This is a genomic window from Escherichia sp. E2562 (assembly GCF_005781075.1).
In the GTDB taxonomy this organism is placed as follows: domain Bacteria; phylum Pseudomonadota; class Gammaproteobacteria; order Enterobacterales; family Enterobacteriaceae; genus Escherichia.
The window spans coordinates 528,799-551,776 of record NZ_VATM01000003.1 but is presented as its reverse complement, the minus strand read 5'-3'; the positions used below and the strand labels follow the sequence as shown (position 1 = coordinate 551,776).

Here is a 22,978-nt window from a genome sequence, read left to right as displayed (position 1 = left end):
GCGGTGTAATCGGTAAAAAGGTGCAGTACATCGCACCTTTTTACCGTTGGTCAGGTGACCAGAGGCTAGTGGAGATTAATGCGCGCGGCCCTGCTCAACGCCAAAGCCGGTCTGGGAACGGATAAATTGCGCACGGAACAGTTCACGCTCGCGCGCCCCTTCCGCTGAATTATCGGTTGCCGAGAAGAACCAGATGCCGAGGAATGCCACGCTGATTGAGAACAGCGCCGGGTATTCGTACGGGAAGATGGCTTTTTCGTGACCGAGGATCTGTACCCAAATCGTTGGGCCGAGGATCATCAGTACTACCGCAGTAATCAGCCCTAACCAACCGCCCATCATTGCGCCACGAGTAGTCAACTTCGACCAGTACATGGAAAGCAGAATGATTGGGAAGTTGCAGCTCGCGGCGATGGCAAACGCCAGGCCCACCATGAACGCGATGTTCTGATTCTCAAACAGCACGCCGAGGATAATGGCAATCACGCCGAGGATCAGCACGGTGATTTTCGAGACTCGCAGCTCTTCACGTTCGGTTGCGCCTTTTTTGAAGACGTTAGCGTACAGGTCATGCGAAACCGCGGAAGCGCCCGCCAGCGTCAGACCCGCAACTACCGCGAGGATAGTGGCGAAAGCAACCGCTGAAATAAAGCCGAGGAACAGGTTGCCGCCCACCGCATTGGCCAGGTGAACTGCCGCCATGTTGTTACCACCAATCAGATGGCCCGCAGCGTCTTTATATTCCGGATTCGCACCGACCAGCATGATCGCGCCAAAGCCGATAATAAAGGTCAGGATGTAGAAGTAGCCCATAAATCCGGTAGCGTAGAACACGCTCTTACGCGCTTCGCGTGCATCGCTGACCGTAAAGAAGCGCATCAGAATATGCGGCAAGCCAGCCGTACCAAACATCAGCCCAAGCCCCAGCGACAGTGCGGAGATCGGATCTTTCACCAGTCCGCCCGGCTTCATGATGTCGACACCTTTCGGGTGTACCGCCATCGCTTCGCTGAACAGGTTGTTGAAGCTAAAGCCGACGTGTTTCATCACCATGAAGGCCATAAAACTAGCGCCGAACAGCAACAGAACGGCTTTGATAATCTGTACCCAGGTGGTCGCCAGCATGCCGCCGAACAGAACGTACATCATCATCAGCACGCCGACCAGCACCACCGCAATGTGATAGTTAAGGCCAAACAGCAGTTCAATCAATTTACCGGCGCCGACCATCTGGGCGATAAGGTAAAGCGCCACCACCACCAGAGAACCACAAGCCGAAAGAATACGAATCGGCCCTTGTTTCAGGCGGTAAGAAGCCACATCCGCAAAGGTATAGCGGCCCAGGTTACGCAGACGTTCAGCAATCAGGAACAGAATGATTGGCCAGCCCACCAGGAAGCCCAGCGAGTAGATCAGCCCGTCATAGCCGGAAGTAAACACCAGCGCGGAGATCCCCAAAAATGAGGCGGCAGACATATAGTCCCCGGCAATCGCCAGCCCGTTCTGGAAGCCAGTGATATTGCCGCCTGCGGTGTAGTAGTCATTACGAGAACGTACGCGTTTTGACGCCCAGTAGGTAATGCCGAGCGTGAACACGACGAAAATCAGGAACATAATAATCGCCTGCCAGTTTGTTGGCTGGCGCTCAACGGCCCCGCTAATAGCATCCGCGGCGTTAGCTGCGAAAGGGAGTGTGGCGGCAAGCGCCGTCAGAACTCTTTTCATGATGCTTGTACCTCATGCAGGACTTCATTATTTAGACGGTCGAATTCGCCGTTCGCCCGCCAGATGTAGATACCAGTGAGAACAAAGGAGATAACAATGACCCCAACGCCAACGGGAATACCGCGTGTGACGCTGGTGTTCGGATTCAGCGGGGTGCCCAGCCAGCCGGGCGCGAAGGCGATCAGTAAAATAAAGCTGATATAAACTGCCAGCATAATAATCGACAGGATGGTGGCAAACCGTTGCCGTTTTTCGACTAACTCCCTGAAATGCGCATTGTCTTCTATCCGCTGATAAATCGTACCATTCATCACAGATTCTCCAGAGGTAATGTAGGGATTGTTTTAATTCCCGCTCCCTTATGGGAGAAGGTTAACGCTCGGGTAACCCTTGCCGAATGTAGGCCGGATAAGGCGTTTACGCCGCATCCGGCAATCAACGCCTGATGCGTCGCTGTCGCGTCTTATCAGGCCTACAAACCGTTACCGACTCGCATCCGGCAATTGTGGGTTACGATGGCATCGCGATAGCCTGCTTCTCTTCAAGCAGCTTCTCGACCACGCCAGGATCGGCAAGCGTCGAGGTATCGCCCAGGTTGCTGGTATCGCCCGCCGCAATTTTGCGCAGAATACGGCGCATAATTTTGCCGGAGCGGGTTTTAGGCAGGGAGTCGGTCCAGTGCAGCACGTCTGGCGTCGCCAGCGGGCCAATCTCTTTACGCACCCAGTTGCGGACTTCTGCGTATAGTTCTGGTGACGGTTCCTCCCCGTGATTAAGCGTGACGTAGGCGTAGATCGCCTGACCTTTAATATTGTGCGGAATACCCACCACGGCGGCTTCGGCAATCTTCGGATGCGCCACCAACGCCGACTCAATCTCCGCCGTCCCCAGACGGTGACCAGAGACGTTCAGCACGTCGTCCACGCGCCCGGTGATCCAGTAATAGCCATCTTCATCGCGACGCGCGCCGTCGCCGCTGAAATACATATTTTTGAAGGTGGAGAAGTAGGTCTGTTCAAAACGTTCGTGATCGCCAAACAGCGTACGCGCCTGACCCGGCCAGGAATCGGTGATCACCAGACTGCCTTCAGCGGCACCTTCTTGTGGATTACCTTCGTTATCCACCAGCGCCGGTTGTACGCCGAAGAACGGACGCGTTGCAGAACCGGCTTTCAGTTCGGTCGCTCCAGGCAGCGGCGTAATCATGAAACCGCCAGTTTCGGTCTGCCACCAGGTGTCGACCACCGGGCATTTCTCGTTGCCGATCTTCTTCCAGTACCACTCCCACGCTTCCGGATTGATTGGCTCGCCCACGGAACCGAGAATGCGTAGCGACGAACGGTCGGTGCCTTCAATCGCTTTATCGCCTTCCGCCATCAGCGCGCGAATCGCCGTTGGCGCGGTGTAAAGAATATTGACCTGATGCTTATCCACCACCTGCGCCATACGGGCAGGCGTCGGCCAGTTCGGTACACCTTCAAACATCAGCGTGGTCGCGCCGCAGGCCAGCGGGCCGTACAGCAAATAACTGTGTCCGGTAACCCAGCCCACATCAGCGGTACACCAGTAGATATCGCCCGGATGATAATCAAAGACATATTTAAAGGTCAGCGCCGCGTACACCAGATAACCGCCGGTAGTGTGCAGCACGCCTTTCGGCTTACCGGTAGAACCGGAGGTGTAGAGAATAAACAGAGGATCTTCGGCGTTTATCTCTTCCGCCTGATGCTGATCGCTGGCTTGCTCAACCAGGTCGTGCCACCACAGGTCGCGCCCTTCCTGCCAGTCGATTTTTCCGCCAGTACGCTTCAGTACCACCACATGTTCAATGCTGGTGACGTTCGGGTTTTTCAGCGCGTCATCAACGTTTTTCTTCAGCGGAATACTACGCCCGGCGCGCACACCTTCATCGGAAGTGATCACCAACCGTGAGTTAGAATCGATAATGCGTCCGGCAACGGCTTCCGGCGAGAAGCCGCCGAAAATTACCGAATGCACCGCGCCAATGCGGGCGCAGGCCAGCATCGCGACCGCAGCTTCCGGTACCATCGGCATATAAATCGCCACCACATCACCTTTTTTAATGCCCAGCTCGAGCAGGGTATTGGCGAAGCGGCAGACGTCGCGGTGCAGCTCTTTATAACTAATATGTTTGCTCTGACTGGCGTCATCGCCTTCCCAGATAATAGCGGTACGATCGCCGTTTTCTTGCAGATGGCGGTCAAGGCAGTTTGCCGCCAGATTCAGCGTGCCGTCCTCGTACCATTTAATGGACACATTACCGGGGGCAAAGGAGGTGTTTTTCACCTTCTGGTACGGTTTGATCCAGTCGAGAATTTTTCCCTGTTCGCCCCAAAAGGTATCTGGTGCGTTAATTGATTGTTGGTACATCGCTTCGTACTGCTGAGGGTTTATCAGGCAATGGTCTGCGATGTTGGCAGGAATGGTGTGTTTGTGTATTTGGCTCATGCTTTTGTTCTCCTTGTGGGATGTTAATAATATGTGTCATAAGCGTTAAATGTAGGGGTATTGGCAGTTTTGTTTAGTATTTGGGCGGCAGATCACGCAAAAGTAGAATTGTGCAAATAAACGACAGGATTATTTTTGAAGGACACCAACAAAAGTTGGCATTTTCTTTCTGGAACATGCAGTTATGCATGTGTTTGAAATGGAGGAAATTATCAACTAACTCTAAAGTGGTATTTTACATGCACTTACAATTGATTAAAGACAACATTCCGCATATGGTTATTTGTTACACATAGGGGCGAGCAATGTCATGACAGTGTATGTGCGGTTACTGTCATGAAAAAACAATAAAAACTGCCATTGCCTCAATGGCAAAATTTGGATAAAGCCCCTATGACAAGGATAAAAATAAACGCACGCCGTATCTTCAGCTTGTTGATTCCTTTTTTCTTTTTCACTTCTGTTCACGCTGAACAAACGGCCGCTCCCGCGAAACCTGTAACTGTGGAAGCGAAGAATGAAACCTTTGCCCCACAGCATCCCGATCAATATCTCTCCTGGAAAGCCACCTCGGAACAGTCAGAGCGTGTTGACGCCCTGGCGGAAGATCCACGGCTGGTGATCCTGTGGGCGGGGTATCCCTTCTCGCGCGATTACAACAAGCCGCGTGGACATGCCTTTGCTGTGACTGATGTGCGTGAAACTCTGCGTACCGGTGCGCCGAAAAACGCCGAAGATGGTCCGCTACCGATGGCATGCTGGAGTTGTAAAAGCCCGGATGTGGCGCGCCTGATCCAGAAAGACGGCGAAGATGGCTACTTCCACGGTAAATGGGCGCGCGGCGGCCCGGAAATCGTCAACAACTTAGGTTGTGCCGACTGCCATAACACCGCCTCACCAGAGTTCGCCAAAGGTAAGCCGGAGTTAACCCTTTCCCGTCCATATGCGGCGCGTGCAATGGAAGCCATTGGCAAACCTTTTGAGAAAGCTGGACGTTTCGACCAGCAATCGATGGTTTGCGGTCAGTGCCATGTGGAGTATTACTTCGACGGCAAAAACAAAGCGGTTAAATTCCCGTGGGATGACGGCATGAAAGTCGAAAATATGGAGCAGTATTACGACAAAATTGCCTTCTCTGACTGGACTAACTCCCTGTCAAAAACGCCAATGCTGAAAGCGCAGCACCCGGAATATGAAACCTGGACAGCGGGCATTCACGGCAAAAACAACGTGACCTGTATCGACTGCCATATGCCAAAAGTGCAGAACGCCGAAGGCAAACTCTACACCGACCATAAAATTGGTAATCCGTTTGATAACTTCGCCCAGACTTGTGCGAACTGCCATACCCAGGACAAAGCCGCCTTGCAAAAAGTGGTCGCGGAACGTAAGCAGTCGATTAACGACCTGAAAATCAAGGTTGAAGATCAACTGGTTCACGCTCACTTCGAAGCGAAAGCGGCACTGGACGCAGGCGCGACGGAAGCCGAAATGAAGCCGATTCAGGACGATATCCGTCATGCCCAGTGGCGTTGGGATCTGGCGATCGCTTCCCACGGTATTCATATGCACGCACCGGAAGAAGGTCTACGGATGCTCGGTACTGCGATGGATAAAGCGGCGGATGCGCGTACCAAATTGGCGCGTTTGCTGGCGACCAAAGGCATCACCCATGAAATCCAGATCCCGGATATCTCGACCAAAGAGAAAGCCCAGCAGGCAATTGGCCTGAACATGGAGCAAATCAAAGCCGAGAAACAGGATTTCATCAAAACGGTGATCCCGCAGTGGGAAGATCAGGCACGTAAAAACGGTCTGTTAAGCCAATAATCCCCGTTCCGCCTCGCAAGGGGCGGAAAACAAAATGGAGTGAATATGAGCGTATTACGTTCGTTATTAACTGCTGGGGTGCTGGTGTCGGGCCTGTTGTGGAGCCTGAACGGAATTACCGCTACCCCTGCGGCGCAGGCATCTGGCGATCGCTACGAAGTTACCCAGCAGCGTAACCCGGATGCCGCCTGTCTGGACTGTCATAAACCAGATACCGAAGGTATGCATGGCAAACATGCTTCCGTTATCAACCCGAATAACAAACTGCCGGTCACTTGCACCAACTGTCACGGCCAGCCATTACCGCAACACCGCGAAGGGGTGAAAGATGTGATGCGCTTTAACGAGCCGATGTACAAGGTTGGAGAGCAGAACAGCGTCTGTATGTCCTGCCATCTACCGGAACAGTTGCAAAAAGCGTTCTGGCCGCACGATGTTCACGTAACCAAAGTGGCGTGCGCCAGCTGCCATTCCCTGCATCCACAGCAAGATACGATGCAGACGTTAAGTGACAAAGGACGGATCAAGATTTGCGTCGATTGCCACAGCGATCAGCGCACCAATCCGAACTTTAACCCGGCGTCTGTTCCGTTGCTTAAGGAGCAGCCATGACCTGGTCACGTCGCCAGTTTCTCACCGGCGTCGGTGTGCTGGCAGCCGTTAGCGGCACCGCGGGGCGCGTGGTGGCGAAAACGTTGAATATCAATGGGGTGCGTTACGGCATGGTGCATGACGAGTCGTTATGTATCGGCTGTACCGCCTGTATGGATGCTTGTCGGGAAGTGAACAAGGTGCCGGAAGGTGTCTCGCGCCTGACGATTATTCGTAGCGAGCCGCAGGGCGAATTTCCTGATGTGAAATATCGCTTCTTCCGTAAGTCTTGCCAGCACTGCGATCATGCGCCGTGCGTTGACGTCTGCCCAACGGGTGCCTCTTTTCGCGATGCCGCCAGTGGGATTGTCGATGTTAATCCGGATCTCTGCGTCGGTTGTCAGTACTGCATCGCCGCCTGTCCGTACCGCGTGCGCTTTATCCATCCGGTCACGAAGACAGCGGACAAATGCGATTTCTGCCGCAAGACTAATTTGCAGGCCGGTAAGTTACCCGCGTGCGTTGAAGCTTGCCCGACGAAGGCGCTGACGTTTGGCAATCTGGACGATCCCAACAGTGAGATTTCACAACTGCTGCGCCAGAAGCCCACTTACCGCTACAAGCTGGCGCTGGGAACCAAACCGAAGCTGTACCGCGTGCCGTTTAAATACGGGGAGGTGAGCCAATGACTCAGGCTTCCGCATTTCATTTTGAATCGCTGGTGTGGGACTGGCCGATTGCCATCTATCTGTTTTTGGTGGGGATCTCTGCCGGACTGGTGACGCTGGCGGTGTTGCTGCGTCGCTTCTACCCGCAGGCGGGTGGTGCAGACAGTACGTTGCTGCGCACCACGCTGATTGTCGGGCCTGGCGCGGTGATCCTCGGCCTGCTGATCCTCGTCTTTCATCTGACGCGTCCGTGGACCTTCTGGAAGCTGATGTTCCACTACAGTTTTACCTCGGTGATGTCGATGGGGGTGATGCTGTTTCAGCTCTACATGGTGGTGCTGGTGCTGTGGCTGGCGAAAATCTTTGAACACGATTTACTTGCCCTGCAACAACGCTGGTTGCCGAAGTTGGGGAGCGTGCAAAAGGCCTTGAGCCTGCTGACGCCCGTTCATCGCGGACTGGAAACGTTGATGCTGGTGCTGGCGGTGCTGCTGGGGGCTTATACCGGTTTTCTGCTGTCGGCGCTGAAATCGTATCCGTTCCTCAATAACCCGATCCTGCCTGTGCTGTTCCTCTTCTCCGGCATCTCGTCCGGTGCGGCGGTGGCGCTGATCGCCATGGCGATACGCCAACGCAGTAACCCGCATTCCACGGAAGCGCACTTTGTTCACCGGATGGAAATCCCTGTGGTATGGGGTGAAATTTTCCTGCTGGTGGCGTTTTTTGTCGGTCTGGCGTTGGGCGATGACGGTAAAGTGCGTGCGCTGGTGGCGGCATTGGGCGGCGGTTTCTGGACGTGGTGGTTCTGGCTTGGTGTCGCTGGGCTGGGGCTGATTGTGCCAATGTTGCTCAAACCGTGGGTCAATCGCAGTTCCGGCATTCCTGCCGTGCTGGCGGCGTGTGGGGCCAGCCTGGTCGGCGTGTTGATGCTGCGCTTTTTCATTCTCTACGCCGGACAGTTGACGGTGGCGTAAGCCAGAAAAGAGGTGGTTTCTGGACGTATTACTTCCTGAAGTCGGTTTTCTGGCGTTGTTGTTAAGTCTCGGGGTCAATGTTTTGACCCCGTTGATGAGCTTCGTGGGAGTGCGGTTGCGCTGGCCTGCCATGATGCGGCTCACCAGCATTGGCATTCTGGCGCAGTTCACACTCCTGCTGCTCGCCTTTGGCGTACTGACGTATTGTTTTCTCATCAGCGATTTCTCGGTCATTTATGTCGCACAACATAGCTACAGCCTGCTGTCGTGGGAACTCAAACTGGCGGCGGTGTGGGGCGGTCATGAAGGTTCGTTGCTACTTTGGGTATTGTTGCTTTCCGCCTGGAGCGCGCTGTTTGCCTGGCATTATCGGCAGCAAACCGATCCGCTATTTCCGCTGACGCTAGCCGTTTTATCTCTCATGATCGCCGCACTGCTACTGTTTGTGGTGCTGTGGTCCGATCCCTTTGTGCGGATATTCCCCCCAGCAATCGAAGGCCGCGATCTCAATCCGATGCTGCAACATCCCGGTCTTATCTTTCATCCACCGCTGCTTTACCTTGGCTATGGCGGTTTGATGGTGGCGGCGAGCGTGGCGCTGGCGAGTTTACTGCGCGGCGAGTTTGATGCGGCCAGCGCCCGAATTTGTTGGCGCTGGGCGTTACCTGGCTGGAGCGCATTAACGGCGGGGATCATCCTCGGTTCCTGGTGGGCCTATTGCGAACTCGGCTGGGGCGGCTGGTGGTTCTGGGATCCGGTGGAAAACGCCTCTTTATTACCCTGGCTTTCTGCCACTGCGCTGCTGCACAGTTTATCCCTGACACGCCAGCGGGGGCTTTTCCGCCACTGGTCGCTGCTGCTGGCGATCGTTACTCTGATGCTGTCGCTGCTGGGGACGTTGATTGTCCGTTCTGGCATTCTGGTTTCGGTTCATGCGTTCGCGCTGGATAACGTCCGCGCCGTGCCGTTGTTCAGCCTGTTTGCGCTGATTAGCCTTGCGTCTCTGGCTCTGTATGGCTGGCGAGCGCGGGACGGTGGCCCGGCGGTGCGTTTTTCAGGGTTATCGCGAGAAATGTTAATCCTCGCTACGCTGTTGCTGTTTTGCGCGGTGCTACTGATCGTGCTGGTGGGAACGCTTTATCCGATGATTTACGGCTTGCTGGGCTGGGGACGCCTCTCCGTTGGCGCACCGTATTTTAACCGCGCGACGTTACCGTTTGGTCTGTTGATGCTGGTGGTGATTGTGCTGGCGACGTTTGTCTCTGGCAAACGCGCGCAGCTTCCGGCGCTGCTGGCGCATGCGGGCGTGCTGTTATTTGCCGCGGGGATCGTGGTTTCCAGCGTCAGCCGTCAGGAGATCAGCCTGAATTTACAGCCGGGGCAGCAGGTAAAACTGGCAGGATACACCTTCCGGTTTGAGCGCCTCGATCTGCAAGCCAAAGGCAATTACACCAGCGAAAAAGCGATAGTGGCACTGTTTGACCATCAGCAACGTATTGGTGAATTAACGCCGGAGCGGCGTTTCTATGAAGCACGCCGTCAGCAAATGATGGAGCCGTCAATTCGCTGGAACGGCATCCATGATTGGTATGCGGTCATGGGCGAGAAAACCGGAGCTGATCGTTACGCTTTTCGTTTGTATGTACAAAGCGGTGTGCGCTGGATCTGGGGGGGAGGATTGTTGATGATTGCGGGCGCATTGTTAAGCGGATGGCGGGGGAGGAAGCGCGATGAATAAAGGGCTTCTCACTTTGCTGCTGCTATTTACCTGTTTTGCGCACGCTCAGGTCGTAGACACCTGGCAATTCGCCAATCCGCAACAACAGCAACAGGCGTTAAATATTGCCAGCCAGTTACGTTGTCCGCAGTGCCAGAATCAGAACTTACTGGAATCCAATGCGCCGGTTGCAGTCAGTATGCGCCATCAGGTTTACAGCATGGTGGAGGAGGGGAAAAGTGAAGTCGAAATCATTGGCTGGATGACCGAACGCTACGGAGATTTTGTTCGCTATAACCCACCGTTAACGGGTCAGACGCTGGTGTTGTGGGCGCTGCCAGTGGTGTTGTTACTGCTGATGGCACTGATCCTCTGGCGAGTAAGGGCGAAGCGATGAAACAGCCTCAAATACCGGTGAAAATGCTGACAACACTCACGATTTTGATGGTATTTCTCTGTGTCGGCAGTTATCTGTTAAGCCCGAAATGGCAGGCGGTGCGTGCGGAGTATCAGCGTCAGCGCGATCCGCTACATCAGTTTGCCAGCCAGCAAACCCCGGAAGCGCAGCTTCAGGCATTGCAGGATAAAATCCGCGCCAATCCACAAAACAGTGAACAGTGGGCGTTGCTGGGCGAGTACTATCTGTGGCAAAACGATTACAGCAATTCGCTGCTGGCGTACCGTCAGGCGTTGCAACTACGTGGTGAGAACGCTGAACTGTATGCGGCGCTGGCGACGGTGCTTTATTACCAGGCCAGCCAGCATATGACCGCCCAGACTCGCGCAATGATCGACAAAGCCCTCGCGCTGGACAGTAATGAAATCACCGCCCTGATGCTGCTGGCTTCAGATGCGTTTATGCAGGCGAATTACGCGCAAGCCATCGAACTATGGCAAAAAGTGATGGATCTAAACTCACCACGAGTTAACCGAACACAGCTGGTTGAGTCGATTAATATGGCAAAACTGCTGCAGCGGCGAGCGGATTAATCATTCAGTGTTGAAGATTATGTTATTGAGATGTGTAAAAAATAATCGAATGAACACATGCAAAAAATAATCACCAATCAGTATTATTGCAAATTAAACAAATAAAAATCTTTTCATAACAAATAGTTATTCATTAATTTTGCCATAAAGTCGCGTTATTATGCATTAATGCAGCGAAAAGCTCTGTTGTTAAAGGGTTGCGCGACATACCGCGCAAATGATACTGATCATAAGCGTTAAAAAAATCCACAAACCAACGCAACACAATCCATACCCTGCAGTTTATAACGTTCTTGCGTTTTTGAACGGGGAACGGCGTTCCACTGAGGAAGTCAATCGTATGAAAAATATAAAAATCAGCCTTGCCTGGCAGATACTCATTGCTATGGTGCTGGGCATTCTCCTGGGAAGTTACCTGCATTATCACAGCGACAGCCGTGACTGGTTAGTCGTTAATTTTCTCTCCCCGGCAGGTGATATCTTTATCCACCTGATTAAAATGATCGTTGTGCCGATCGTGATTTCCACGCTGGTGGTCGGTATCGCGGGTGTCGGCGATGCCAAGCAGCTTGGGCGAATTGGCGCGAAAACCATTATCTACTTTGAGGCGATCACCACTGTCGCCATCATCCTGGGGATCACCCTGGCGAACGTCTTCCAGCCTGGAGCAGGGGTCGATATGTCACAGCTGGCGACTGTCGATATCTCGAAATATCAGAGCACCACGGAAGCGGTACAAAGCAGTTCTCACGGTATTATGGGGACGATTTTGTCGCTGGTGCCGACGAACATTGTGGCATCGATGGCGAAAGGCGAAATGCTGCCAATCATCTTCTTCTCGGTGCTGTTTGGTCTGGGGCTTTCCTCCCTGCCCGCGGCGCATCGCGAACCGCTGGTGACTGTGTTCCGCTCCATCTCTGAAACCATGTTTAAAGTGACGCACATGGTGATGCGCTATGCCCCAGTGGGGGTGTTCGCGCTGATTGCGGTGACAGTGGCTAACTTTGGTTTCTCTTCTCTGTGGCCACTGGCGAAACTGGTGCTGCTGGTGCATTTCGCCATTCTGTTCTTCGCGCTGGCGGTGTTGGGAATTGTGGCGCGCCTGTGCGGGTTAAGTGTCTGGATCTTGATTCGTATTCTGAAAGATGAGTTGATTCTGGCGTACTCCACTGCCAGCTCAGAAAGCGTACTGCCGCGAATTATTGAGAAGATGGAAGCCTACGGCGCCCCGGCATCGATCACCAGTTTCGTGGTGCCGACCGGTTACTCTTTTAACCTCGATGGTTCGACGCTGTATCAAAGTATTGCGGCTATCTTCATCGCGCAGTTGTATGGCATTGACCTGTCCATCTGGCAGGAAATTATTCTGGTGCTGACGCTGATGGTGACCTCGAAAGGGATTGCTGGCGTGCCGGGCGTGTCGTTTGTGGTGCTGCTGGCGACGCTGGGCAGCGTAGGTATTCCGCTGGAAGGTCTGGCGTTTATTGCTGGTGTTGACCGTATCCTCGACATGGCACGTACCGCGCTGAACGTAGTGGGTAATGCGCTGGCGGTGTTGGTGATTGCCAAGTGGGAACACAAATTTGACCACAAAAAAGCGATGGCCTACGAGCGTGAAGTGCTGGGCAAATTTGATAAGACTGCGGATCAGTAATTGAAGATTGCCGGGGACATCCTCCCGACAATGTATGGATGCCTGATGCGACGCTTAGCGCGTCTTATCAGGCCTACGCCAGACAGCGTAATATCCTGATTTAGCGTGATTTTGTAGGTCGGATAAGGCGTTTACGCCGCATCCGACATCAATGCCTGATGCGACGCTTACCGCGTCTTATCAGGGCTACCTTAACCATTGGTTAATTTTTCAAACTCTTCACACCCGGTATCAAACCCTTCCATACAGCTCAGGTTTAACCAGTGCAGCGCCTTCTGTTTGTTCTTCTCGATAAAACCTTCTTCACCGTTTAAGAACATCATTCCTGCCCAGTACTCGGAATAACCGGTACGGGAAATCGCAGAGCTACGCTTGAAATACCAGGTCGCTTTCTCATCATCGGCCTTAATGCCTATGCCGTTGGCGTAAATCAAACCAAGCAGCATCTGGGCATCGACGGCGGAGTCGTTCTCCAGATCTTCCGAGGCGTTTTCTAACAGCGAAATCGCCTTCGGATAATCCGGTTTACCTGCCTGAGTATTCACCAGAATATGTGCCAGCGTCACTTCACCTTCTTTACTGCCCGCTTGCGCTGCTTTTTCGGCGAGAATTTTTGCTTGTGGATAGTCCAGACTGACCGGATTGGTGATTTTAATCTGCGCCAACAGCGCGCAGGCATCGGCATCACCACTGTCGGCGGCTTTCTGTGCCCAATATTCGGCTTTGCTCAAATCGCCGGAGCTAAACCAGCTGTCGGCAAGAAAATATTGTGCGCGTCTGTCTCCGGCCTCTGCCGCCTTTACATACTGGCTGCCAGGCTCAGAGTCATTCGCGTGGGCAAAGAATGTCAAAAACAACATCAATGCGATAATTTTTTTCATTTTGATAATACGATTGGGTAGGGTGTATCCAGTATAAAGAGTTCGAATGGATAAAAAAACAGCCTCCCAGAGGAGGCTGTAGAAGGGACTTATTTACGCCAGTGCCGCTTCGCGCAGGCGAGTTTTCAACTTGTTGTACTCGTCAATCACGTACTGCTCGGCGGCGCGCTGATCGGCGATCGGCTCGACGCGCACGGCGCAGTATTTGTATTCCGGCGTTTTGGTAATCGGGCTTAAGTTCTCGGTAACCAGCTCGTTACAGGCGCCAATCCACCACTGGTAGGTCATGTAAATCGCCCCTTTGTTAGGACGATCGCTGACCTGCGCACGGGTGATAATTTTGCCTTTACGCGAGTGCACCCAAACCAATGCCTCATCTTCAATACCCAGACGTTTGGCGTCTTCGGTATTGATTTGTGCGTAGCCAGGTTCATCAGCCAGCGCTGCCAGTGCCGCACAGTTACCGGTCATCGAACGGCAAGAGTAGTGGCCAACTTCACGCACCGTTGACAGTACCATCGGGTACTCGTCGGTGAGTTTGTCGATTGGCGCTACCCAGTCGCAGGTGAAGAACTGCGCCAGACCGTTCGGGGTATCAAACTTCTCTTTAAACAGATAAGAAGTCCCCTGATCGGCATCTGACGTATCGCGGCAAGGCCACTGGATGAAGCCCAGTTCGCCCATTTTCTCGTAAGTTGCACCGTAGAAATCCGGGCACAGATGACGCAACTCGTCCCAGATCTCCTGGGTGTTGTTGTAGTGCATCGGATAACCCATACGGGTGGCGATTTCACTGATAATCTGCCAGTCCGTTTTCAGATCCCACTTCGGTTCAACCGCCTTGAAGAAACGCTGGAAGCCACGGTCAGCCGCAGTATAGACACCTTCATGCTCGCCCCACGACGTTGACGGTAAAATGACATCCGCCGCCGACGCGGTTTTGGTCATAAAGATGTCCTGAACGATGACCAGTTCCAGATCTTCAAAGGCTTTACGGACTGCCGACAGTTCCGCATCCGTTTGCAGCGGATCTTCGCCCATAATGTACGCGGCACGCACTTCGCCATGCGCTGCGCGGTGCGGCAGCTCGCTGATGCGATAGCCGGTATGAGCAGGCAGGCTTTCTACGCCCCAGGCTTTGGCGAATTTCTCGCGGTTAGCCGGATCTTTCACGTACTGGTATCCCGGATACGTATCCGGCAGCGCGCCCATATCACAGGCGCCCTGCACGTTGTTCTGACCACGAACCGGGTTAACACCCGCATGCGGCTTACCGAGGTTACCGGTCAGCATCGCGAGGCTGGTCAGAGAACGGACGGTTTCCACGCCCTGATAGAACTGGGTCACACCCATGCCCCACAGAATAGATGCGCTTTCCGCCTGGGCATACATCCGCGCCGCCTGACGAATCTCACTGGCGCTAACGCCGGTGATATCTTCAACCGACTCCGGCGTGTAGCCTTCAACGATTTTACGATACTCTTCAAAGCCCTCTGTGCGAGAAGCGACAAACGCTTTGTCGTACAGATTTTCTTCAATAATGACATGGCCCATCGCATTCAACAGCGCGATGTTCGAGCCGTTTTTCAGTGCGATGTGCATGTCAGCAATGCGCGCGGTTTCAATTTTGCGCGGATCGCAGACGATAATTTTCGCCCCGTTACGTTTAGCGTTAATCACGTGATTCGCCACGATAGGGTGGGAATCCGCCGGGTTGTACCCGAAAACGAACACTAAATCGGTATTATCAATTTCGTTAATGGCATTGCTCATTGCGCCGTTACCGACCGATTGGTGCAGACCTGCAACCGATGGGCCGTGTCAGACGCGAGCGCAGCAGTCAACGTTATTGGTACCAATAACGGCGCGCGCAAATTTTTGCATTACATAGTTGGTTTCGTTACCCGTACCACGCGAGGAGCCTGTCGTCTGGATGGCATCCGGACCGTACTTCTCTTTGATGGCGCTCAGGCGCTCGGCAACGTAATTCAGTGCCTCATCCCAGGAAACAGGTTCGAGTTTGCCGCCACGCTGGCGACGGATCATGGGGGTTTTCAGGCGCGGGGTCAGGATCTGGGTATCGTTAATAAAATCCCAGCCATAATAACCCTTCAGACACAGAGTACCCTGGTTGGTTTTCCCCTGTGCTGCCTCCGCCCGGACGATTTTGCCGTTATCGACGACCAGGTTGATTTTGCAACCTGATGCGCAATATGGGCAAACCGTGACGACTTTTTTCATCAGTCTCGCTCCAGTTAATCAAATCACGCATACGCGCTCTCGACCACAGTATGCATCTTTTATGCCACATTTTATTTGAGGCTATTCCCTGATATTACGGGCACTATTTATTCAAAACTCTGACGAAAAACAGGCTGTCGTCAGTTTTGACGTGACGAAACGAAATACCGCGTGACAGCCATCACGCGGCAGACATTTTATTTTTTCTCAACGACGGGAGCCGCCTGATACCCGCCGCCCAGCGATTTCATCAACTGAATACTTTGAATCACACGGCGGCTGTCCAGCATCAGTAATGACATCTCTTCGGAAAGCACCGGCAACTGAGCTTCGGTGGCCAGTAAACGGCTGGTTAGACCGCGTTGGTAGGCGGCGTCGGCGGCACGCTGGGTGAAGCGGGTTGCTTCTACGCGTTCTGCCTGCATCTCCCGCTCGTCGTTGAGCGTTTGCAGACGTGTGCCATTGACTGCAACGTCGCGCACCGCGTTCAGTACTGACTGGTTGTAACGTTCAATCATCATGTTGCTGGCGGCGCGAGTGCCTTCGAGATTGGCATTCAACCGTCCACCGTCAAACAGCGGCAATTTCAGACCCGGGATGAAGTTGAACTGGCGACTGGTTTTTTTGAATAAGGTATCCAGGTGGATGGAGTCCAGACCGAAAAACGCTTTGATATCAAAGCTCGGATAGAACAACGCCCGCGCGGAATCTACCTGATCTAATGACGCCTGAACATACCAACGCATGGCTTGCAGATCCGGGCGCCTGGCGAGCAACTCATAAGAGAGTGTCGCCGGAATACCGGTCTGTACTTGCGGTAATGCCACCGACTTGATTTCCGGCATATCGCTGGCTCCCGCGCCAATCAATGCACGCAGAGATTCTCGCGTTTCGGTGATTTGCCCTTTGACGGCAGCAATTTGTTTATCGACGGCCAGAATCTGCGCCCGCGCGCCGTGGAAAGGCACTTGCGCTTCCAGACCGTGCGCCACTTTGCTCTGGTGCGCTCTCACCGCGTAATCAATCACATCGCGAGTTTGCTCTAACAGATCAAGCATCTGGTAGCTGGCCTGCATGCTGTAATAAAGCTGCGCTACGCCAGTGGTCAGCGATAGCTCTACTGCTGCGGTTTCTGCCAGCGCGGCATTATGCGCGCCAATGGCGGCGGCAACCGCCGAGCGATGCACACCCCACAAATCAAGATCCAGTCCGGCAAACAAACCTACTGTGGCTTCCGTATAGTACGGCCCGTCCATACCCAGTGCTGGCGCATCCATTGAATAAGGGCTTAAAAAACCGTTCGCCGAGACGCGTTGGCGGTTGAGCATCCCTATCGCCGCCACCTGCAATTGTGAACCGGCATCTAACAGGTCGGCCTGTGATTGCGCTTTTTCTTCCCGCAGTTTCGCTTCGGCAAGCGTGTGTGAACCTTGCAACGTGTGCTGGATCAGGGTATCCAGTTGCGGGTCGTTAAATTGTTTCCACCACTGCGCCTGCGGCCAGCCGGAACTGGCCAGATGAATATCATCGGCAAGTTTGATTTGTTCCGGTTTGAGCTGTTGATGAGGCGCAGAATCCTTGCGTACCAGGGCACAGCCGGAAATCAGCGTCGTGCTGCCGAGAATGCTGCACAACAGCAGACGTGAAAGTTGACGATTGATCATTGTGTGGCTCCTTGTGCCTGTTCCGTGGCGGGCGTTAATGCCGGGGCTGTCCAGTCGGGCAAGCGGGCGAAAAGCTGGCAGACGTGTTGCTCCTGTTTTAATAAGGTGGGCAGGATGGCCTGCGAGGCGGGTGTTTCTTCAAGCGTTATTTGAGGAGAACGGCTGAGTGCAGTTGCCAGACCGGCGGCGTATTTCTCCAGTGCGTCGGCAAACTGGCCTGCTCTGTCCGGCTGTAGTGCGTTATCCAGCGCCTGCGCCGAGTTCCAGGTCGCATCCCAGGCGTGAAGAATGTCGCGTCCCTGACGAATAACCGTTTGCGAACGTTCAATCAGTAATGCGCGTTCTTCGCTGTCCAGTTGACGCTCCAGCGCCACGCGTTGGCACATCTCTTCACAGGCATTAAACGCCGCATGCAGACCTATGCGAATTTGCAGATAAGTGCGCAGAGCCGTGGCTTCCTGCTGGCGTGGGATCCGCATTACCTTACTTAACATACCCAGCGCACCAGCCAGTTTTTGCGGCAGCGTGCGTGCTTCACTTTCGGGCCAGACAAAGGTGTAAATCACCGCGGACACCACGGTACCAATGATGATACCCAGGGCGCGATCGCGAATTTCCACCAGGTCGTACACCGGGCCAAAAACGTTTTCGAGCGTGGCGAGCGCGAAGGTGACCACCATCTGTGTGCCGATATAAGAAGAACGTTCGGAGCTGGTGGCAATCCATGCGCCCAACAGGAAAATCGGTGCCAGCACAAACAGCAATTCGACAATATTGTCCAGCCAGGGCATGACCAGTAGTGTAAATAACAGCGCCAGAATCGCGCCGCAAAAAGCCCCGCCAAAACGCAGCACCATCTTCTGGTACGACGAACCGACATTTGGATTAGCGACGATCACGCAGGTCAGCATACAGGTGTGAATGCCTTCCCAGTCCACGCCGCTGTAGAAGGTGTAACAGATCAAACAGGCGAGCAGCGTTTTTACCGCGTAGCGCATATAGTCTGGATTGGTAAAAGCATCGGCGACCATTGACGGCGGTTTGGCTGCGGGCGTTGGCGGCGTATTCGGGTCCATCTGACCCAGTTGCAATAACGTCTGGCAGATATTCTCCAGGTTACATTCCCGTGCCGCCATCGCTTCATCTTCACTAAGTCGCCAGTCGCTTTGCCAGCACTGACCTTTGGCAATGGCATGTCGCAGCTTGTTGATTTCTGAGGCTAATTTTTGCCGAAATTCAATGATTGCCTGAGAATCAGCAAAAGAGGTGGGATCGTAGCGATTCAGCGTCGAGTAAATGTAGGTTACCGTTGCCACGCAGCTTTGCCACCATGCGCTTTGAGTTCGCCAGTTGGCATCGTCCGCGAGACAAAAGACATTGAGTTTTTGCAGCGCCAGCGCCTCTCTTTCAATCCGCGTTTCGGGTAGCGGTGCGAGGCTGTCCGTCAGGTGACCAATGGCATCATCAAGCCGATCATTAAGCGCCTGATGCATTTGCGTAATGGCACGACTGGGAAACCACAGCACGCCGATTAACGTCATCAGCAAGGTTGGATAGAGGCCAACAACGATACACCACAGCGTTAAGCGCACGACCACTTCCGGATAGTCGAGCATGGCGGGGAAGGTTTGCCCGTAAATAGCGACAATGGCGACGGCGAAAAAGACCAGCCCCAGCCGATGGGTGCGCATCAAAAACATGCAGCCCATCAGGATCGGTCCGGCGATGATCAATCGGATCAACGGTTCGCCGTATGACCATTTGTAGATCAAAAACAGGCTGGCGATCTCCAGCACAGTGGCGACCACAAACAAGATCGCCACAAATTTGGTGTAAAACGCGTTCGACTGAATACCGTAAAACAGCACTGCCAGCGATAACGCCACAAAAGGGATCTCAAAGGTCATCGAGATCAGAATCACCAGCAGGCAGCCTACCCAGAGTTGCACGGTCTGCGGCACGCGGCCTGGTCGCCGCTCGCTTAACTCTTCATGAAAGAACGCCAGCAGCCTGACCACCGGTAATGGCAGGGAGTTGAGCGCGCTCATTATTGCGGCTCAAGATTAGCGACTGCCGAAGCACCGATGCGGAACATTTCCGGATCAGGTTTATCAACCATGATTTTGACCGGAAAACGCTGGGCGACGCGGACCCAGTTAATAGACCGAGACACTTTCGGCAGGCCGCCCAGCACCAGGCCGCCGTCATCCGGTAGCACGCCGTAGCCAATCGAATCCACTTTACCCTCGAAGGCTTTGCCGCTGTCGCTCATCAGGCGAATCGTTGCGGGTGTACCTGAGCGAATATTTTTCAGATCGGTTTCGCGGAAGTTGGCGATAACGTACCAGTGACGAGTGTCGATTAGCGTGAAGATAGGGCGCATGGCAGAAGCAAATTGCCCGACGGAGGTTTTGAGGGAAATGACCCGGCCATCAAACGGCGCGCGAACGGTTGCCATTTCCAGATGCAGTTTCGTCAGCGCGATATCCGCTTCGACTGCCGCACGCTGGGCAACTAATGCATCGACGCCGCTGACGGCGCTGGCGGCTGACTGCGCCTGCAACAATACGGCATTAAGATCCGCTTCTGCGGCGCGCTGCGCAGTTCTTGCACGGTCAACGTCTTCCGCTGAGACAAAACCTTCTTTCAGTAATGGCTCGGTGCGGCGTAATGTATCGCTGGCCTGTTTTGCAGCGGCACGGGCTTTTTCTACCGTGGCATTAACCGAGTCGGCACCAAACTGTTGCGCGTCAACGCTACGCTGGGTGAGCATAATTTGCTTATCCAGCGCCGCGAGGGAGGCTTCAGCTTTCGCCAGATTGGCTTCGTACGGGCGCGGGTCGATGCGGAACAGCAAATCACCCTGTTTCACCGCCTGGTTGTCGGTGACCGCCAGTTCTACAATGCGACCGCTGACTTCCGGCACCACATCAATGGTATCTGCTGACGCGTAAGCGTCATTAGTTGATGGCGCACTGTCTACGCGCCAGATAACGAAAACAAGGGCAACCAGCGCCAGCGCAACCACTAACAGAGCAGGGAATTTACTGCGAGGAGCTTTTTTCGGCGTACTTTCCATGAGCGCGTCTCAAATAGATTAGAAAAATGCCAGCCAGAACAGCATGGCGTAGAGAGCAAAAAGGGCGGTATAAATAATTCCGACAAATGCCAGATTGATATTTGTCCGCTGAATCATTCGCCTCGTGATGAGCGTCAAAATAAGGCTGGCAATAGCGCAGAAAAACCAGCTGGGATAATAAGCGCCGATCACCGGGATTGCCGGAGATAATGAACATCCCGAAACCATGAAGACGGGAATTATCCAGGCTGTTTTTTTGAGTTGCATCGCCATGCGAGAGAGAACTGTTGGCATATTAAATACATCCTGTCTGCTGCGAACAATATCTGTAGTGAATATCAATATCCATTGAAGGCGTCAGTATGGCTATTTTCTCGATGAATAAAAATAGCTTTATTCAGCCACCGCATTCATAACTTATATATTTTATGTATTAATTGGTTGTATGTATTTTTAAAATAAATACTTTTGGGGGCTTAAGCGCCCCCAAAAGCGAGTGGCATTAATTTGGAGTTACGATATTCACCCACAAATCGAAATTATCCAGACAGGCAATAATTTCTTCCAGTTTCGCGCCATTGCCAATAATTTTGGCTTTCTTCGCTTTTACCAGATCCGCCATTTTGGCTTGTCCGGTCAGCACGGCGTGCAGATCTTCACGGCTGATATAGAAAGAGGCGTTGGCTTGCGGTTGCAGTGTTTTACGGTAGTTAAGCACGCTATCGTTCAGCGTCAGGTTGAGGTTATCGCCGTTGCTCATATTGAAGTTCAGGCTGATATTTTTACCCGCGGCTTTCGCGCTATCGAGGCGAACGGCCATAAAGTCGAACAGCATTTCGACCGACATTCCGCGAATGGTGTCCGGGGAACCGGTGGTGCCGTGGCTGAACTTATGTACCCCTTCGCGCAGTTCTTTCGCGCCGGTCAGGTAGAAACCGCGCCAGGTAGCGGACTCGGCCTGATAGCCCAGCTGTTCAAAGTTATTCGCTTGCAGATTCTTCGCCACCTGGTCACCCGGGTTGGCGGCGATCACCTGTTTCAGCAACTCTGCGGACCAGCGATAATCACCTTGCTTGTTCGCTTCTTTCGCCAGGTTGATGACACGGGCAGAACCGCCCAGCGCCTGCACATAACGTTTACCCATCTCCACCTGACCATACGGATGCAGGTTAGCCGGGTTACCGTCGTAATAGCCAAGATAGAAGTTATACACCGCGCGGGCGTTGTGGCTGACAGAACCGTAATAGCCGCGGCTGGCCCAGTTATTGGCAAGCGCAGGCGGCAGCTTAATCATGTCGCCGATTTCATTCATGGTGTAGCCCTGGTTTGCCAAGTGCAGGGTCTGGTCGTGAATGTACTTGATAGTATCGCGATATTTACCAATATAATCATTGATATGCTTATTGCCCCAGACCGGCCAGGTGTGCGGCATAAACAGTACTTCCGCGTCGTTACCCCACATATCCAGCGTTTCGTTCAGATACTCGGTCCACTTGCTGGTGTCGCGGGTTTTCGCGCCGCGCAAAGTGTAGAAGTTGTGCAGGGTATGCGTGGCGTTCTCGGCGGTACACAGGGCTTTCAGGGCCGGAATATAGAAGTGCATTTCGGCTGGCGCTTCGCTGCCTGGGGTCATCAGGAAGTCAAACTCCAGGCCGTCGATAATCATCTTCTCGCCAGTTCTGACGATAGTTTTAGTCGGTGCAATAATGCTCGGGTCGCCCGTTGCCAGCGTCACACCGAGGCCGTTGCCTACGTTGCCTTGCGCGTTGTGAGGCAGTAACAGACCGTAAGAGTAGAGCGCACGGCGGCTCATGATGTTCCCCGCCAGCACGTTTTCGCTGATGGCTTCGTCCATAAAACCAGCTGGGGCAATCACCTGAACTTTGCCGGATTTCACATCGGCTTCAGAGATAATACCTTTCACGCCACCATAGTGGTCGGCGTGGCTGTGAGTGTAGATAACGGCAACAATCGGTTTTTGCGGACAATGCTGGAAGTAAAGGTCAAGTGCGGCTTTTGCGGCAGGTGGCGTCACCAGCGGGTCGATAACAATAATGCCTTTCTCGCCCTCAACGAACGTAATGTTAGAGATATCCTGGCCGCGCACCTGATACATTTTATCGGTGACTTTGAACAGGCCAGAAATACCGTTGATTTGCGACTGACGCCACAGGCTGGGGTTTACGGTTTTCGGTGCAGCGGCATTAATATCAAATTTGTAATCATTCGCGCGGTAGTAAACTTTACCGTTCGCATCACGCAGAATACCTTCATCCAGCAGCGGGGCGATAAATCCACGCTGGGCATCGTCAAAATCCTGACGATCGCTAAACGGTAATGATTTGGCGTAATTCTGATTAACCTGCTGGGTATATTGAGTGGCGCCTTTCGCTTCATCTGTTGCGTAAGCGGTATTTATCATCATGCCGCTGACGGTGGTTAAGGCAATAACAATCCTGCTCAAACGGAATAACCGAGAGTTATTCATATAAATC

18 protein-coding genes are annotated in these 22,978 nt (G+C 53.4%); 8 read left to right on the top strand and 10 right to left on the bottom strand.

All coding sequences use genetic code 11. The annotated features are described in order from the left end of the window. Positions 1–75: 75 nt before the first annotated feature. The 3 genes from actP to acs form a co-directional block, all read right to left on the bottom strand. On the bottom strand, positions 76–1,725 hold the full coding sequence (gene actP / locus FEK43_RS06530; protein WP_000832550.1) for a cation/acetate symporter ActP: 1,650 nt from the start codon (positions 1,723–1,725) through the stop codon (positions 76–78). Next, a complete protein-coding gene (locus tag FEK43_RS06525; protein ID WP_001337746.1) occupies positions 1,722–2,036 on the bottom strand; it encodes a DUF485 domain-containing protein in 315 nt (104 codons plus the stop codon). The genes actP and FEK43_RS06525 overlap by 4 nt, the downstream gene beginning before the upstream one ends. Positions 2,037–2,235: 199 nt before the next feature. Then, positions 2,236–4,194 (bottom strand): acetate--CoA ligase, encoded by a 1,959-nt coding sequence (gene acs / locus FEK43_RS06520; RefSeq protein WP_130205834.1) that lies wholly within the window; start codon positions 4,192–4,194, stop codon positions 2,236–2,238. 393 nt (positions 4,195–4,587) lie between these two features. On the opposite strand from acs, the gene nrfA reads away from it, so the two are divergent. From nrfA to gltP, 8 genes are all read left to right on the top strand, one after another. Further along, a complete protein-coding gene (gene nrfA, locus FEK43_RS06510) occupies positions 4,588–6,024 on the top strand; it encodes an ammonia-forming nitrite reductase cytochrome c552 subunit (RefSeq protein WP_130205836.1) in 1,437 nt (478 codons plus the stop codon). A gap of 45 nt (positions 6,025–6,069) precedes the next feature. Beyond that, entirely contained in the window at positions 6,070–6,636 is a 567-nt protein-coding gene (gene nrfB / locus FEK43_RS06505; protein ID WP_135408651.1) for a cytochrome c nitrite reductase pentaheme subunit, read from the top strand. Further along, positions 6,633–7,304 (top strand): cytochrome c nitrite reductase Fe-S protein, encoded by a 672-nt coding sequence (gene nrfC / locus FEK43_RS06500; protein WP_000220281.1) that lies wholly within the window; start codon positions 6,633–6,635, stop codon positions 7,302–7,304. The genes nrfB and nrfC overlap by 4 nt, the downstream gene beginning before the upstream one ends. Then, positions 7,301–8,257: a cytochrome c nitrite reductase subunit NrfD gene (gene nrfD, locus FEK43_RS06495; RefSeq protein WP_138158469.1), complete on the top strand. Its 957-nt coding sequence runs from the start codon at positions 7,301–7,303 to the stop codon at positions 8,255–8,257. The genes nrfC and nrfD overlap by 4 nt, the downstream gene beginning before the upstream one ends. Before the next feature lie 19 nt (positions 8,258–8,276). Then, positions 8,277–9,995: a heme lyase CcmF/NrfE family subunit gene (locus FEK43_RS06490; protein WP_138158467.1), complete on the top strand. Its 1,719-nt coding sequence runs from the start codon at positions 8,277–8,279 to the stop codon at positions 9,993–9,995. Continuing rightward, positions 9,988–10,371, top strand: coding sequence for a heme lyase NrfEFG subunit NrfF (nrfF, locus tag FEK43_RS06485; protein ID WP_130205843.1), 384 nt, complete (start codon positions 9,988–9,990; stop codon positions 10,369–10,371). The genes FEK43_RS06490 and nrfF overlap by 8 nt, the downstream gene beginning before the upstream one ends. Further along, positions 10,368–10,964 (top strand): heme lyase NrfEFG subunit NrfG, encoded by a 597-nt coding sequence (gene nrfG, locus FEK43_RS06480; RefSeq protein ID WP_135408653.1) that lies wholly within the window; start codon positions 10,368–10,370, stop codon positions 10,962–10,964. The genes nrfF and nrfG overlap by 4 nt, the downstream gene beginning before the upstream one ends. 340 nt (positions 10,965–11,304) lie before the next feature. Continuing rightward, entirely contained in the window at positions 11,305–12,618 is a 1,314-nt protein-coding gene (gene gltP, locus FEK43_RS06475) for a glutamate/aspartate:proton symporter GltP (protein WP_130205847.1), read from the top strand. Positions 12,619–12,809: 191 nt separating this feature from the next. Here the strand turns inward: gltP and yjcO are convergent, their stop codons facing one another. From yjcO to yjcS, 7 genes are all read right to left on the bottom strand, one after another. Further along, entirely contained in the window at positions 12,810–13,499 is a 690-nt protein-coding gene (gene yjcO / locus FEK43_RS06470; protein ID WP_064525643.1) for a Sel1 family TPR-like repeat protein YjcO, read from the bottom strand. A gap of 93 nt (positions 13,500–13,592) precedes the next feature. After that, on the bottom strand, positions 13,593–15,740 hold the full coding sequence (gene fdhF, locus FEK43_RS06465) for a formate dehydrogenase subunit alpha (protein WP_077629246.1): 2,148 nt from the start codon (positions 15,738–15,740) through the stop codon (positions 13,593–13,595). A gap of 197 nt (positions 15,741–15,937) precedes the next feature. Next, positions 15,938–17,404, bottom strand: a complete 1,467-nt coding sequence (gene mdtP / locus FEK43_RS06460; protein WP_135408655.1) for a multidrug efflux transporter outer membrane subunit MdtP — start codon at positions 17,402–17,404, stop codon at positions 15,938–15,940. After that, positions 17,401–19,452, bottom strand: a complete 2,052-nt coding sequence (gene mdtO, locus FEK43_RS06455; protein ID WP_135408657.1) for a multidrug efflux transporter permease subunit MdtO — start codon at positions 19,450–19,452, stop codon at positions 17,401–17,403. Before mdtO ends, mdtP begins: the two co-directional genes overlap by 4 nt. Beyond that, entirely contained in the window at positions 19,452–20,483 is a 1,032-nt protein-coding gene (gene mdtN / locus FEK43_RS06450) for a multidrug efflux transporter periplasmic adaptor subunit MdtN (RefSeq protein ID WP_135408660.1), read from the bottom strand. Before mdtN ends, mdtO begins: the two co-directional genes overlap by 1 nt. Positions 20,484–20,501: 18 nt before the next feature. Further along, positions 20,502–20,777 carry a YtcA family lipoprotein gene (locus tag FEK43_RS06445; RefSeq protein WP_135408663.1) on the bottom strand — a complete coding sequence of 92 codons (276 nt, stop codon included), beginning with the start codon at positions 20,775–20,777 and terminating at the stop codon, positions 20,502–20,504. Positions 20,778–20,985: 208 nt separating this feature from the next. After that, entirely contained in the window at positions 20,986–22,971 is a 1,986-nt protein-coding gene (yjcS, locus tag FEK43_RS06440; protein WP_135408665.1) for an alkyl sulfatase YjcS, read from the bottom strand. Positions 22,972–22,978: the final 7 nt, after the last annotated feature.

Excerpts from the sequence above, each read along its gene's own strand:
- nrfG (WP_135408653.1), top strand. The coding sequence starts at position 10,368 with ATGAAACAGCCTCAAATACCGGTGAAAATGCTGACAACACTCACGATT.
- yjcS (WP_135408665.1), bottom strand. The coding sequence starts at position 22,971 with ATGAATAACTCTCGGTTATTCCGTTTGAGCAGGATTGTTATTGCCTTA.
- mdtO (WP_135408657.1), bottom strand. The coding sequence starts at position 19,452 with ATGAGCGCGCTCAACTCCCTGCCATTACCGGTGGTCAGGCTGCTGGCG.
- nrfD (WP_138158469.1), top strand. The coding sequence starts at position 7,301 with ATGACTCAGGCTTCCGCATTTCATTTTGAATCGCTGGTGTGGGACTGG.
- yjcO (WP_064525643.1), bottom strand. The coding sequence starts at position 13,499 with ATGAAAAAAATTATCGCATTGATGTTGTTTTTGACATTCTTTGCCCAC.
- nrfC (WP_000220281.1), top strand. The coding sequence starts at position 6,633 with ATGACCTGGTCACGTCGCCAGTTTCTCACCGGCGTCGGTGTGCTGGCA.
- FEK43_RS06445 (WP_135408663.1), bottom strand. The coding sequence starts at position 20,777 with ATGCCAACAGTTCTCTCTCGCATGGCGATGCAACTCAAAAAAACAGCC.
- nrfA (WP_130205836.1), top strand. The coding sequence starts at position 4,588 with ATGACAAGGATAAAAATAAACGCACGCCGTATCTTCAGCTTGTTGATT.
- nrfF (WP_130205843.1), top strand. The coding sequence starts at position 9,988 with ATGAATAAAGGGCTTCTCACTTTGCTGCTGCTATTTACCTGTTTTGCG.
- FEK43_RS06525 (WP_001337746.1), bottom strand. The coding sequence starts at position 2,036 with ATGAATGGTACGATTTATCAGCGGATAGAAGACAATGCGCATTTCAGG.
- nrfB (WP_135408651.1), top strand. The coding sequence starts at position 6,070 with ATGAGCGTATTACGTTCGTTATTAACTGCTGGGGTGCTGGTGTCGGGC.
- mdtP (WP_135408655.1), bottom strand. The coding sequence starts at position 17,404 with ATGATCAATCGTCAACTTTCACGTCTGCTGTTGTGCAGCATTCTCGGC.
- gltP (WP_130205847.1), top strand. The coding sequence starts at position 11,305 with ATGAAAAATATAAAAATCAGCCTTGCCTGGCAGATACTCATTGCTATG.
- acs (WP_130205834.1), bottom strand. The coding sequence starts at position 4,194 with ATGAGCCAAATACACAAACACACCATTCCTGCCAACATCGCAGACCAT.
- mdtN (WP_135408660.1), bottom strand. The coding sequence starts at position 20,483 with ATGGAAAGTACGCCGAAAAAAGCTCCTCGCAGTAAATTCCCTGCTCTG.
- actP (WP_000832550.1), bottom strand. The coding sequence starts at position 1,725 with ATGAAAAGAGTTCTGACGGCGCTTGCCGCCACACTCCCTTTCGCAGCT.